The organism is Streptosporangium sp. NPDC002721, from assembly GCF_042888905.1.
Lineage (GTDB): Bacteria > Actinomycetota > Actinomycetes > Streptosporangiales > Streptosporangiaceae > Streptosporangium.
On the sequence record NZ_JBIAQI010000018.1, the window covers coordinates 70,896 to 83,667 of the forward strand.

The 12,772-nt window shown below is 68.8% G+C and carries 16 protein-coding genes; 2 read left to right on the plus strand and 14 right to left on the minus strand.

What is annotated here, in order from left to right:
- The first annotated feature begins 147 nt into the window (after positions 1 to 147).
- Both ACFYWM_RS25475 and ACFYWM_RS25480 read left to right on the plus strand, forming a co-directional pair.
- The gene (locus ACFYWM_RS25475) at positions 148 to 351 is read left to right on the plus strand and encodes a hypothetical protein (protein ID WP_389918046.1); all 204 of its coding nucleotides are present in this window, start codon (positions 148 to 150) and stop codon (positions 349 to 351) included.
- The gene (locus tag ACFYWM_RS25480; protein WP_389918048.1) at positions 348 to 545 is read left to right on the plus strand and encodes a hypothetical protein; all 198 of its coding nucleotides are present in this window, start codon (positions 348 to 350) and stop codon (positions 543 to 545) included. Before ACFYWM_RS25475 ends, ACFYWM_RS25480 begins: the two co-directional genes overlap by 4 nt.
- 1 nt (position 546) lies before the next feature.
- Here the strand turns inward: ACFYWM_RS25480 and ACFYWM_RS25485 are convergent, their stop codons facing one another.
- From ACFYWM_RS25485 to ACFYWM_RS25550, 14 genes are all read right to left on the minus strand, one after another.
- Positions 547 to 849, minus strand: a complete 303-nt coding sequence (locus ACFYWM_RS25485) for a hypothetical protein (protein WP_389918050.1) — start codon at positions 847 to 849, stop codon at positions 547 to 549.
- A gap of 9 nt (positions 850 to 858) precedes the next feature.
- Entirely contained in the window at positions 859 to 1,065 is a 207-nt protein-coding gene (locus ACFYWM_RS25490) for a hypothetical protein (RefSeq protein ID WP_389918052.1), read from the minus strand.
- Positions 1,066 to 1,488: 423 nt separating this feature from the next.
- Complete coding sequence (locus tag ACFYWM_RS25495) at positions 1,489 to 1,956, minus strand: hypothetical protein (protein ID WP_389918054.1); 468 nt, start codon at positions 1,954 to 1,956, stop codon at positions 1,489 to 1,491.
- Between the two features lie 363 nt (positions 1,957 to 2,319).
- Positions 2,320 to 2,520 carry a hypothetical protein gene (locus ACFYWM_RS25500; protein ID WP_389918056.1) on the minus strand — a complete coding sequence of 67 codons (201 nt, stop codon included), beginning with the start codon at positions 2,518 to 2,520 and terminating at the stop codon, positions 2,320 to 2,322.
- A 14-nt stretch (positions 2,521 to 2,534) separates the two neighbouring features.
- Positions 2,535 to 3,584, minus strand: coding sequence for a hypothetical protein (locus tag ACFYWM_RS25505; protein WP_389918058.1), 1,050 nt, complete (start codon positions 3,582 to 3,584; stop codon positions 2,535 to 2,537).
- Positions 3,585 to 3,587: 3 nt separating this feature from the next.
- A complete protein-coding gene (locus tag ACFYWM_RS25510) occupies positions 3,588 to 4,913 on the minus strand; it encodes a hypothetical protein (RefSeq protein WP_389918060.1) in 1,326 nt (441 codons plus the stop codon).
- Positions 4,900 to 5,400, minus strand: coding sequence for an endonuclease VII domain-containing protein (locus ACFYWM_RS25515; protein WP_389918062.1), 501 nt, complete (start codon positions 5,398 to 5,400; stop codon positions 4,900 to 4,902). The genes ACFYWM_RS25510 and ACFYWM_RS25515 overlap by 14 nt, the downstream gene beginning before the upstream one ends.
- A 266-nt stretch (positions 5,401 to 5,666) precedes the next feature.
- Complete coding sequence (locus tag ACFYWM_RS25520; RefSeq protein WP_389918064.1) at positions 5,667 to 9,539, minus strand: hypothetical protein; 3,873 nt, start codon at positions 9,537 to 9,539, stop codon at positions 5,667 to 5,669.
- A gap of 56 nt (positions 9,540 to 9,595) precedes the next feature.
- The gene (locus tag ACFYWM_RS25525) at positions 9,596 to 10,183 is read right to left on the minus strand and encodes a hypothetical protein (protein WP_389918065.1); all 588 of its coding nucleotides are present in this window, start codon (positions 10,181 to 10,183) and stop codon (positions 9,596 to 9,598) included.
- Between the two features lie 3 nt (positions 10,184 to 10,186).
- On the minus strand, positions 10,187 to 10,663 hold the full coding sequence (locus ACFYWM_RS25530) for a hypothetical protein (protein WP_389918067.1): 477 nt from the start codon (positions 10,661 to 10,663) through the stop codon (positions 10,187 to 10,189).
- An 87-nt stretch (positions 10,664 to 10,750) separates the two neighbouring features.
- Positions 10,751 to 11,194 (minus strand): hypothetical protein, encoded by a 444-nt coding sequence (locus ACFYWM_RS25535; protein WP_389918069.1) that lies wholly within the window; start codon positions 11,192 to 11,194, stop codon positions 10,751 to 10,753.
- A gap of 135 nt (positions 11,195 to 11,329) precedes the next feature.
- Positions 11,330 to 11,554, minus strand: a complete 225-nt coding sequence (locus ACFYWM_RS25540; RefSeq protein ID WP_389918071.1) for a hypothetical protein — start codon at positions 11,552 to 11,554, stop codon at positions 11,330 to 11,332.
- A 73-nt stretch (positions 11,555 to 11,627) separates the two neighbouring features.
- On the minus strand, positions 11,628 to 12,095 hold the full coding sequence (locus ACFYWM_RS25545) for a hypothetical protein (protein ID WP_389918073.1): 468 nt from the start codon (positions 12,093 to 12,095) through the stop codon (positions 11,628 to 11,630).
- Positions 12,096 to 12,105: 10 nt separating this feature from the next.
- Positions 12,106 to 12,732 carry a hypothetical protein gene (locus ACFYWM_RS25550; protein ID WP_389918074.1) on the minus strand — a complete coding sequence of 209 codons (627 nt, stop codon included), beginning with the start codon at positions 12,730 to 12,732 and terminating at the stop codon, positions 12,106 to 12,108.
- Positions 12,733 to 12,772: the final 40 nt, after the last annotated feature.

Consider the following 12,772-nt stretch of genomic DNA (forward strand, 5'->3'; position numbering starts at 1 on the left):
CCCTCGGACCGGGCAAGCGTCTTCGCTCCCCCGCCTCCGACCCCCTTTGGAGGTCCCCGGCGGTGCGGGCGTGGCGCGAGGACAGTTCCTCGCGTCCTTTACCTGATCCCAGCATTCCGGGACGGGTCGGCGTCCTACCATCGGCGCGTGAACCTCTCCCCTACTATCAGCTGGGCCGCTCTGGCACTGGCCAGCGTGCTGAGCACCGCCGGCCTGGCCCTGTTCCTGCTGCGGCCGCGCCGCACCCACGACGCGGGCATGTCGACCTCACCGAGCCGGTGGATGACACCGGTCCCGCAGGGTGGCCCCGACGAGGGGGCGGCCACCGAGCAGGAAGCACACCTGCGGTGATCCCGCTGATCGTGATGTTCGCCGCCCTCATCAACGGCTTCGGGGAGCTCGTCTTCGGCGACGGGCTCAAGCAGGCGTTACCGGATCTCCTGATCGCGGCGCTCGCCTTCCGATGCGTGCAGTTGGAGGCGCAGCGCGACACGGCGCGGACCACGCCGGTGGCGATCGGCCCGCAGCAGGAGCAGCTGCCCTAGATCAGGGTTCCTGCTCTTCGACGTCGTGCTGGGCGTCCCAGCCCGTCTCGGCCATGACGTACAGCTGAGGGTCGTCGCACACGGCGACCTGCAGGAGGCGGCCGACCCGCTCGAAGGCGGCCTTCATCTCCGGGTCGAGAGCCGGGTGACGCTGCAGCAGTTGCAAGCCGCCCATCGCCATGTAGGCGTCGCGGCGGTCCACGGAGACCTCCGCGGGAGGCATCGTGGCCCACCGCCGGTAAGCGTCGACGAGCATGGCCACGCCATCGGCCTCGTTGGTCGGGCGATCACGGAAGTCGGTCACACCGTCACGCTACGCCGCGTCCGCGTCGAACAGGGTCAGAACTTCCATATCGTCCGGCGGAGGAGCGGCGCCGACCAGGCGCAGACAGCGTCGGCAGTCGACGGGGTCATGGGTGACGTGCAGGCGGCTCACGTCCCAGCCGGCGATTCCGGTGTTGCAGGCCAGGGCGGGAAGGTCCTCGCCGCGGTGGTCACGGCTCGTGGTGGGGTGATGCACCCTTCGGCAGCCATCAACGCGCAGACCGTGTATATCCACAGGTCAACCTTACCAAGATCACCATTTGTTATGGCTTGATTACGTCTGTCGGGTCGAGAGCTTTTCTGATGCGGCAAATCCAGCGTTGACGTGAAGGGCCACTGCATTCCCCGCGATGTCGGATCCTTGCTCTCCCGACTTCCGTTGGAACGCATCCTTTTCCTGCCAAAATGGCGAAGTCGTCACCGATGCCTCGACCGCACCTGCCACCGCTCTTTTCCCACACCGTCGCGTCCAAAGATCTTGGTTTTACGCACTTTCTCGCATTACGAGGAGTAATCGGCGCCGTGGTTCCGCTCGCTGACAGAAGGAGCGAGCGAAACCACTCTCAGCCGACGCTTTATCTATGTACTTTCTCGTGGCGACCGTCTACTACGAACGATCTTAACGTCCCGATCTTCCGTGTTGCTTTGTGTTCGGATGCGGGCCCAGCTTGAACCACGGCGGCTGCCCGCCATGCCCCTGGGAGGGCTTCTTCCCTGCGGGCCCCCTATCCCCGGGCTTCATGGGACCTACGTGGCTGCCGTACTGGCCTTTGTACTTGCCCCCCTTGCCGTACTTGCCGCCCCCTTTGCCCCACTTCTCGTACTTGTCGTAGCTGCCGGTGGACTTCTTCTTCTTTTTCTTCAGCTTCGTGCAGTTCCACCGACCGTGCCTCTTGCAGCAGAGTTTACCGTAGCGCTTCTTGCACTTAATGAGAGTGTCGACGGCAGTCGATTCCTGTGATGTTGCAGCTGCCGCCGTTTTTCCAAGGCCAGAAACAGCAGAGGCCTGGGAAGTTGCTGATGTTCCCAGAACAAGGCCAGCAATAAGCGCAGGACCAAGCAGCACAACGCGTCGCTTGCCGTGCATAGGCGCTCCCCTTTCCGGTCAGGAGTCGCCAGTATCGATCAGTTGGCAACTCGGGCCGATGGAACAACGATACGGGAGGAATTGTCATAGATAAATAGCATTTGCACCTATTGTCCAATCCATAGACAACCATGGCCTAATAAGGCAAGCCCGCCGGGTTTGCTTTTATCGCTTTCGGGAAAATGTGAAATTCTTCTTCGGCGCACATGAATCCCCTATTTGCCCACGTCTAGGTATTTCTTGGCTTCGTGGACCTTCGTCAGCGTGATAGCCACACGGCTAGTTGATCACCGTTGGGACTTTCGGTTTGATCACCGCACCAGAGGTCACCTGACAGCGATGACGTACCTGTACGGGGGCGCGTTAAGGCAGGGCGACGATGGTGACGGTACCCGTCATGGCGTGCCGGGCGGTCAACCGCCCGGAGCCGTCGACCTCGAGGACGAACGCGTCCGGGGCCACGCCTACGACCACGCTGGTGCGGTGCTCCAGGACGCGTAGCCGGTCGTCCAGGTCGCGTAGGACCTGGGTGGGTGTGCGTGGCCGCGTCTGCACTCTCGCCATGGCGTCTCCTTCGTCTATACGGCGGCGGTCGCCGCGGTGTCGACGCCGAGCGGCGCCAGCGTGATGCCGACCTTCTCGCCGTCGGCTTCGGTGTAGGTCGCGCGGACGCGCAGCAGCCGCAGGTCGGCGGCAATCGTACGGCACGTGGCGGTGGAGGTGACCGGCACGACGACGCCCGGGATCAGGTCCTCGATGCCGACCGGTGCTTCGGGTGCCAGCTGCGCGTCGTCGGGCACCTCGACGAAGACGGGCGCCGGTTCACCGGCGCCGACCAGGGCGTTCGCTTCGGCTCGGGCGGAGGCGACGTCCTGGATCTCCTCCTCGGAGGCGAGGTACTCCAGCAGCCCGCACACGCCGACGCCGCCCGATTCGGCCATGACGCCCTTGCCGATGACGGTCGCGTGGGTGATCGCCGACAGACCGTCCTCGATCATGTTGAGGGGGCCAGCGAAGTGCTCGTCGGTCAGGCCGGGCAACCGGCCCAGCGGCCCCTCCCCGGTCAGGATAATGCGCCGGCCCAGCACGGTGAAGTCGACGCCGGTTCTCGCGAGCTCGCGCAGGTGATCCAGGACGTAGCCGGAGTTGGCCGCGTACTTGCGTTCCCCGACGATTCCGGAGGCCGATACCCACAGGTAGGCGAGCACGTTCGGGTCATCGGGTCCGAAGCCGTGTTCGACGAGCAGGCGGGCGATGACGGCGAGGTCGGCCTTGTTGGTGCCGGTGTAGTCGAGCAGGGCGCGGATCTTGCGGCGGAACAGCCACTGGGAGACGTCGCGGGCGCTCAGCACGGTGTCCTCGCCGCGGTGGGTGATGCGCGTGACCGGCCCTTCCCAGACCCGTTGCTGGTCCCGGTAGAAGATCAGCGAGTTGCACCAGGTGCGGGTCTTGCCGAGCAGCGCGCAGCACTCCGCCCCCTGGTAGGGGACGGTGACCGACGCGTCGGAGGTGTCGTCGAGGATGCGGGACCAGTCGAGCGCGGACGGTTCGATGGAGCCGTACTCGCGGCCGCCGGTGCGGTCGGCGATCGCGACCGTGTACGTCTCGGGGCAGCCGAGCGAGCCCATGCCTCACACCTCTCTTATGACGGTGCGCAGCGTGACGGTCGCGTCTGCGGCGATCGTCGTGGAGTCGGCGCTGACGCACACCAGGTAGGGGATGCCGCATTCCAGCGTCGGCCAGCTCAAGGGGCGGCCCTGTGGCCCGGACACGATGTCCTCGGCGGGGGTGTCGGCCCGGCCCGGGCACTGCACGAGGACGGTGTGGCGGGTCGAGTCCAAGGTGAGCTTGGCCGAGGCGGGCAGGTAGGAGATGTTGATCTCGCTGCACCAGGCGCAGGGGTCCAGGTCGGTGAAGGCGGCGCCGAACGGGTTGGGGTAGAACCTGATGCGGATGCCGCGCAGGAGGGCGGACCCGGAGTAGATCTCCACCAGCGGCACCAGGTCGGCCCAGATCGGTGCCGCGCCCTGCGGCACCGAGATGCACAGCTGGCGTCTGGTGAACGGCTCGCACAGGCACGGGTTGGCGGGCAGCGGCAGGTCGGGCAGGGTCGGCGGCGGGCAGTTCGGATCCAGCGGGCACGGCTGCGGCTGCTGGGCGGCGCATTCACCGGCCTCGTCTAGGCATCCGGGGCCGGTCGACCATTGGACGCATTCGTCGTCGGGCGTTTCCGGCGGCCAGACGACGGCTTCGGCCACGGTCACCGCGGGGCGCAGCACGTGCGGGCGTCCAGCCGTGAGCTCGAAGGTGACCTCGCGCAGCTCCCCCGGGCAGCAGCCGCAGCCGGTGATACTGCGGATCTTCTTCACCTTGCTGGTGAGGGCGACATCGCGCAGCGTCCGGAACACGCCTTGGGCGCACGTCGGCCCGGTGCAGGGGCCAGGGCAGCATTCCCCGGGGGCGAGCGGCTGGGTGGGGCAGCACGTCATGAACTCCAGGTCGTCGCCGCCGCAGGAGGCGGGGCCGCACGCCAGGGCGCCTTGCAGGACGCTGGAGAGCCACCGGTGGCCGTAGTCGACCGCGCAGGAGGTGCGGCCGATCAGCACGCCGGTCACGGTGATCGTGCGGGCGCCCAGCCGTCGGCGGCCGATCACCGCGCCGTCGCCGAGCCGGTTGGTCACCGATCGGGAGACCGGCGCCGACTCCATGTCCTCGATGTCGGTGCACAGGAAGCCCGCGAAGTCCGTCGAGGAGGGTTCCGCCGGGTCGTACCAGGGGGCGTCGTCGGTGGCGGGCAGCGTGTACGGCTCGTCGCCCAGCACGGCGGGCAGGCCCTCGCAGCCGCAGTCGCGGACGCTGGCGTGCTTGGGGGCGAGGCCGGCCTGGCTGTAGGCGTACACCCGGGCGCTGTTGGCGATCTCTACTCCAGCGACGCAGAGCCAGTCAGTCGACGCCATGGGCTTTCTCCAGATACTCAGCCGCGGATTTCAGTGCGGCAGGGTTGTGGTTGAACAAGCCGATGGCTCGGTTGCAGTTGCCGCAGAGCAGCCCGCGTACCTTGCCGGTGTCGTGGCAGTGGTCGACGTTCAGTGCGCCCCGCTCGTCCGGGGCGGAGCAGGTGGCGCACTGATGGTTTTGCCGCTCGGCAAGCAAGTAGCGCTCGGAGATGGTGATCCCGTATTTATGACTGAACCATCGGTTCTGTCGGGCGTGCGCGTCGCACAAGCCCAGCTTTTTATAGCGGATCGGCTCGTCGCACCAGTGAATGATGCATCGGCCGAGCCATTCATCGATGTGTGCTGTGCAGTACCCCCACTGCACCGTTGAATCGCCACAGGCGTAAACGATGCACGTGGCGTGCGCCGCTCGACCCTGACGCGATCCGATAATCCAAACGCGTCCTTTGTTGCGGAGCTGACCGTAGTGTGTCTTGCAGTAGCCCATACTGTGCGCCTCGCGGGCACATTCCGGCCCCTTGCAGGTCAAGCCCTTCTGCGTAGACTTCGCCCCACCCTTTCCGCGAGGAATTCCACTTTTTTCACGCCAATGCGCCCGGCAAAGAACTCCAGCATTCTGAGCCCATTTTTCACAGCTCTCGATAGAACATCTAGAAGCCATATCTAAACTATATCGAAAAAGAACAGCACCGTTGCCGATTCTTTTGTCATTGCGGCAGCGGAAACGGGTGGCGGACATTCCTCCTCATTTCTTTATCGCAATGCCTCGGTGAGCTGGCGTTCCTGCTCGGCCCAGATGTCGGGGGCGGTGGCCATGACCTGGGTGTAGGTGTTGTTGAACGTCACGTCGCGCACCGAGGAGCCGCCCTGCGCGCGGGCCGGGGCCTGCCCGGCGGTGGCGGCGTCGCGGGCGGGCCGGAACGGGGCGGTGCGGGCGGAGGGGACGGGGGCGACCATCTGGCGGGCGGCCCGCTCGATCTGCGGCGCCACGTCCTGCAGGCCGAGCAGGTAGCCGCGGCCGGTGTCGCGGCCGTCGGCGCGCAGCCGCCTCGACGGGCTTTTGATCTTCAGTTCTTTCCGGATGGTCGTCGACACGCTCTTGGCGATCGCCGTCATCAGCGTGGTGATCTCCTTCTGCTGCGATTTCAGGCCCGCGAGGAAACCCCGACCGGCGTTGACTCCGGAGTCGAACAGGAAATCAGCGCTTTCTTGGCCGAGGAATCTGCTGTCGGCGTTGATGCGCCTCTGCAGCGAGTTGATCTCCCGCAGGGTGGTGGTCGACGCGCGGGAGAGGCTGGCGGCGAGCTGCCCGGACTGGTCGGGGCCGCCGGTGACGAGCTGCTCGATCAGCGACTTGTCGGCGCCGCGCCGCTGCAGCCGCGCGATGTCGTCCTGAAACGTGTTGATCGCCTTCAGGCGGCTGCGGAGACCCGCCGCGATGGTCTGAGGGGTGGCCCGCTCCTCCTCGGTGAGGGTCGACAGCGCGGCCGAGGAGCGTGCCCGATCGGTGACGTCAGCCGCGGTCTGGGTCGCCTTCTCCACCCTGGCCGCCAGCCGGTCCCGTTCGGTTGCGAGCTTGCCCAGCGCCGCGTTCAGCGTGGTCAGCCGGGCGACCAGCAGGTTATCGACCCGGGTGTCGGTCTTCTTCAGGGCGGCGCTGATCTGCCGTTGCAGGTCGCGAAGCTGGCGGGAGATCTCCTCCGGGCTGGCGGAGACCAGGTTGCGGACGAAGTCGGCGCCCACCGACCGGTTGATGTCGGCGAGCTTCTCCTTCACCGCCTTGCTGATCTTGCCGAGTTCGGCGTCGATCGCGCGCTGCGAGCGGGCCAGGCCGCGCGCCAGGTCGGTGCCGAGCAGCGCCCCCAGGTCGATCACCGGGTTGCGTCCGCGGGCCAGGCCGCCGGTCGCGAACCGGGGCAGGCTGTCGCCGACCTTGCCGCCGGTCGCGAACTTGTTGCTGTTAATCGCCCGCAGCAGGTCCTCGTAGCGTTTGGTCGCCTTGGCGTTGACGACGAACTCACCGGTCGACAGGCGGGCGATGATCGAGTCGCTGGTGCCGGTGCCCGGGCCGCGCAGCTTGCCGCCGGCGGCGAAGCCCGGCGGGAACACGCGAGGCTTCAGCTCCTCGGCCATGCCGCCCGTGGCCCCCGCCGTGGCGGTGGTCTTGCCGATCCGCAGCGTCACGTCGACGACCCTGCCGCTGGTGTCGCGGATGAACGACTGAACGGCCGTTTGTGCCGGAGCGGTGTTGGCCCGGATGGTGACGCTCCTGGACTTCAGGCCCCGGATGCTGTTGGCCAGGTCGTCGACCTTCGGCGCGGCGACGCTGGAGGAGTTACCGGCGGTCTGCGCCTGGGTGGCCAGGTTGGCGACGTTCCCGGATGCGCCTTGGGCCCGCTTGTCCAGGACGCCCGCCTGCCGGGCCGCCTCCGACAGGCCGCCCTTCGCCGCGCCGGCCTTACCGCCGAGACCACCTATCGCGTTGCCCGCGGTCTGGGCCGCGGTTCTCGCCCCGGCCAGCGCCCCCGCCAGCTCGTTGATGAGGGCCCGGCTCTCCCGGCTCTTGCCGGCCAGCCCGGTCAGGGTCGGCAGCTGGTTACGGAACGCCGTACTGGTCTTGTCGACGGACTGGTTCGCGGCGAACTCGGCGTTGGCCTGATCCCGCAACGTGGTGATCAGGTTCTGCAGGGCGGTGCGTCGCGCCTGCGAGGTGGTGTTGCCCTGGGACAGCACCGTGTTGGCGGCCGCGAAGGCGTCACGGACCCGGGTCGTCGCCGTGTACAGCGCCAAACTCGGGTTGATCGTCAGATCAAACGCCGACTGCAGCGCTTTGACCCGGTCGGTCAGGTTCAGGGCTTCGTTGGCGGTGTTCGCGAACGCCGTCTGGATCGCGAGCGTCGGGTTCTGCGCCGCCTGCACCGCGGCCTGGTAGGCGGCGAACTTCGCGGCCGCCGCCGCCGTCAGGGTGCCGCTTCGGGTGACGCCTTGGGACAGGTCGACGCCGACCGCGTCCGCCAAGGCGATCGCCTGCCCCGTGGTGATGCCGTACGCGGCGGCGACGGCGCGGGCTCCAGTGTCGATGTTGGTCAGCGCCGCCCGGTTCTGCTCCATCGCCTGCGCGGCCGCGACGTTCACGCTGGACAGGCCGCGCTGGGCCAGCGCCGCCTGGGCCAGGGCGACCGTGTTGGCGTTCAGGTCGCGGTTCACCCCTTGCAGCGCCCGGCCGATCGCGGCCTCGGTCGGGGCGAGCTCACCGGCCAGCACCCTGTTCGCGTTCCGGTAGCCATCGACGTTGTTGCGCACCGCCAGGTTGCTGGCCTGGATGGAGTCGACCAGCTCCTCGCCGCGCGTCTTCGCGGTCGCCAGGGAGATCGCGAAGATGCCGAGCGCGGCGGCGCCGGCGAGGTAGATGTTCGGCCCGGCGGCCGCGGCGGCGGTGAGCACCTTGGAGGCCAGCGAGGCGCCCTTCGTCTCCCGCGAGTACGCCTTGACCTTTCCCACCCCAGTGGTGAAGAGGCTGCCCAGGGCGGTGATCGGGCCGCGCAACGCGACCGTCGTCACCAGCAGCTGCACCAGCTCCGGCGACAGCTCGGAGACGGCGGTCACCAGCTGCAGCGTCCCGGCGACCACGCCGCCCAGGACGGGGGCGAGCGGGGCGAGGGCCTGCAGCAGCGCCGCAGCCGCCGCCCCGCCGTCTTGCACGATCGACACGATGCCGCTGATCGCGCCGGGCGCTGAGCGCTCCAGGAAGGAGAAGAACTCCTGCGCGCGGTCGGAATCGAAGCCGTCGCCGAGGGTGGCCACGGCGTCGGCCAGCTCGGTCGCGGTGGCGCGGGCCAGCGGCACCAGTTCGGGCAGCAGCTCCCGCGTCTCGGTCAAGGCGGCGTTGTAGACGCGCAGCGTGTCCGGGGCGAGCGACGCCGACAGCGCCTTGTACTCGTCGACCAGGGCGGACGTCGACACGGCGGCGATCTTCTGGTCGTCGGTGAGGGACGCCCACTCGTCGGCCATCTCCGTCTGCGCCTTGATCACCTTCGTGATCGTCGGGACCGCGAACAGGCCGAACGCTCCGGCCCCGGCGCCGGCGGCGGCGAACGCGGGCGCCAGCCCGGCGGCGGCGGCGATGGTCGAGATGATCGCCTGCCGGGTGAAGGTCAGGCCGCGTACCGCCCGCGCCGACGCCGGCGGCAGCCCGGCCAGGTCACGCAGCAGCCCCTGCAGGCCGCCTCGGGTTCGTCCTCCTTCGCCGATGTTCGCGAGCGCCTCACGGACTTTCGTCGCGGCGGGCACCAGCTTGCGGTTGAGCGTGTCAGCCGCGTCGTCGCTGGACTTCTTCGCCTCGACGCCGACCCTCGCGGCGGCCTTCGCGGTCTTGTCGAGCTCAGCGGCGGCGATCTTCGCACCGCGCTGCACGCCTTGAACGGCCGTTTCAGCGGTTCGTGCTGAGCGTTGCGTTTCGGTGCCGATCCCGGCGGCGGACTTCTCGACCCGGGTCAGTTCCTTGGCCGCGACCGCAGCCGCCGCCTTGACGCGCCGCTCCAGACCTTCGCGGAGCTCCTCCGACAGACCCTCGAAGTTGAGGACCAGCTCCACCTCGGCGCGCGAGAGCGGCTGACCTGCGGCCATGGGCGGGCACCCCTACCGGACGGCAATGGTGTCCGGCCCTCAGCACAGCGACAGCCCTAGGCTACGGGGACCGGGCTTCGCCCTCCCGCATCGCCTTGCGACCGGTACGCGTCCATGAACGCCCGTCCTTGCTCCTGCGGCGACCAGGCCGCCATCGCCTGCCGTCTCGACATCCCCGCCGGGGGCCGGGTCAGCTGCATGTCCAGGCGGCGCCGCCCCTGCTCGTCGGCGCCGTCGACCAGCCACCCGTACACGAGGTTGCACATGCGAGCCGGGTTCGGCAGCATCGCCGCCAGCTCCACGCCGCGCAGCGACAGCCGCCCGTCCAGCTCCCCCCAGGAGGCGGCCAACGTCGCGTACAACCGCTGGGCGACCCACCACTTGCGGCCGGTCGCCTGCTGCACCAGCCGCTCGACCACCGCCCACACCTCCTGCCGGGTCAGCGGATCGTCATCGTCGTCGAGCCGGTCCGACAGCCGCTCGGCGTCCAGCGGGTGCAGCAGCCCGTACAGGACGAACATGTGCCACCGCTCGGCCGGCAGATACTCCAGCAGCACCTGCCACGTCCCCGACAGCTCGTAGACCTCGTCGTCGAGGACGAACGACGCCGGCGGCCCAAGGACCGCCGGCCGCCACTGCTCCACCGGCTACTCGCGCGGCGCGGACGCCGAGCGGGCGGCGCGTGCCCGCGCCGGGCGCGGCACCGCCGCCTTCCCAGCGGTTTCCTTCGCCTGCAACTTCCGAATGATCTTCGGGATGAGGTCGAACAGGTCGCTGCGCTCGAAGTCGTCGTTGTCGTCGCGGGCCCGGCCCATCAGGCGGCGCAGCGACTCGGGCGTGACGACGGTCTGCAGGAAATCCCAGCCCTGCCACAACACGTCCGCGCCGGTCGCCCGCCGGGCCGCGGTCTCCTCCAACGCCATCAGCGCGTCCTCCCACTTACGCGGCTTGATCAAGTAGTAGGTCTGTCCGTCAAGCTCGAAGCCGACGGTCCGCTCCACCGTCGACTCCGTCGACAAGTGCGGCTTGGGCGGGGTGGTGAACACCAGGTCAGGGTCAACGACGACCCCTTCGAGGTCCTCGCCGCTCACCTGGGCGTCGTCCTTCACAGCCACTTCGCTCATCGTTCCCCCCGGAACACGTCGATCCCCTGACGCCCCCATCATCGCGCGAGCCGCGACCTGCTCGAACGCCGAAGCGTGAGCACGCCGCTACATGGGCGCCAGGTCCACCACCGGGTACGGGCAGGCGAGCGCGAACGCCCGCCGCAGCCACCGGTCGCCCTTGATGCCCTTCACCGACGCGGCGAACACTGTGACGTTGGAGCCCTTCGGCGTGAACACCAGCACTTTCGCCCGCTTGGGCACGATGGGTTTGCCGGTCGGCCCGTAGATGCCCGTGCCGACGTCCAGCCAGTAGGCGTACGGGGCCAGCGACCCGGCGCGGCCCACCACATGGTTGGCCAGCCCCAGCGCGTTGCTGTAGATCGTGTCGCGGGCCAGGCCGGTATCGACGCGGATGGTGCGCCGGCCGAGGTTCGCCGTCTCCCGCATGATCTCGCCGACGTGCTGGACGACCGGCCCGTCTGGGGAGCGCAGAAACCGGTTCAGCGCCGGCTGGTTGTTGCGGACCCGCACCCGGTACGTCGCCACCACACCCCCCATTGTTCCTGGCGGGTCAGGCCGCCTCGTCGTAGTCGGGCTCGCGGACCTTCACCGTCAGCTCGATGTCGGGCGGCTGACGCAGTGCCTCCAGTTCGGCGTCCGGGTCGGCGACCAGCCGGAGGTCGTTCACGGCTTGCGTGCCCTGCCCCGCACCGTCAGCGGCTCCTCGGACGCCGGCCCTGGGCCGCCGTCGGATGAGCCGGTCTCCTCCTCCGCCGAGGAGGGGTCGGCCAGCAGCGTCAGCTTCCCCGACGCGATCACCTTGCGGATGAACGGCGAGTCCGCGACGTCGTACTGCTGGCCGTCGTGCATGCCCAGCACCGGCGCGTTCGCTTTCACGGTCAAGCCCATGACCAGCAGCAAAGCAGAAGGCCGCCCTCGTTTCCACCGAGGGCGGCCTTGAGTGACCGAACGTGTTGCGCTCTCAGGAGGGTTCGGTGTTGTGCCAGGCCAGCAGCCGGGCGACGAGATCGCCCGCGCCGAGCGCGGCCGCCATGCCGGGGGCGTCGACCACGACCACGTCGTCACTCAACGCCGCCCACACCTTCGCCGCGGCCGGGCCGGGCACGTCGGGGCGCAGCACCGCCGCGGGAAAGTACAAGCCGCCTGACCCGACCGCTTGAGCGGCGGACAGCGCCTGGGCCTCAACGGGCGAGTAAGGGCGGCCGTTACGCACCAGCAGCGTCAGCGGACGCACCGGGACGTCTTCGGGCACAGACCCGCTGACGCCTGCTGCCCCGCCGGTGAACGAGCGCGCCGTCTCACCGGGGTATCCCCATGGCCAGCCCTTCACCTCATCTTCTTCGTAGGCGCGCACCCACAGGGCGCCGTCAACGGCGATGACCAGGTCACCTTCCTGCCAGCTCTCCCCCGCTTTTCCTCTTCCCGTCATACCGGGCATGCTAGACACCGCCTCCGACAGTCCACGGTCCGTCGGGGTGCTGGGTGGCGCCGTACCCGTTACGGGTGCAGCGCGGGCAGATCGCCGACCACTCGCCGGGCGACCCCGGCACCGGCAGCGCGTCAGGGCGGCCCTTCACCCGCCGCCACTCGTGCCCGCCGAACGGCCGCCCGCACACCGGGCACGGCTCCCAGAACATCCCGTACCGCGCCGCGACCCGTTCGTGCACGCCCCGCCACGCGTACGGCAGCCAGGACGCCCAGTGCCGCCGCCTGCGCGGCACCCCCCGCTGCCGGGTGCGGGGCCGTCGTGAAGAGGCACTGAGCGGGGCCGCGACGTCCCGGACGTAGTCGTCCAGGAAGACGGTGAGGACGTCAGCCGCATGAGCGACGTTGACCTCTCCACCCTCTGCCGCGACCTCGGTGAACACCAGCTGGTCCGCTGGGTGAACCACCTCGCTGGCCAGCTGCGCGAGGACCTGAACCCGGTCGGCCGCGACCTGCTTGTGCACCCCGAGCGTGTCCAGGGCGGCGACGGCGGCCAGCCAGCCGTCGACGTCCTCGGGCAGATACACCCGCACGGTGTGGTCGCCGACCCTCACCGTCGTCATGGTGGTCGTGTCCGTCATGGCGTCCCTCCCAAAGGGTCGTACTTCGCGTCATTGAGGA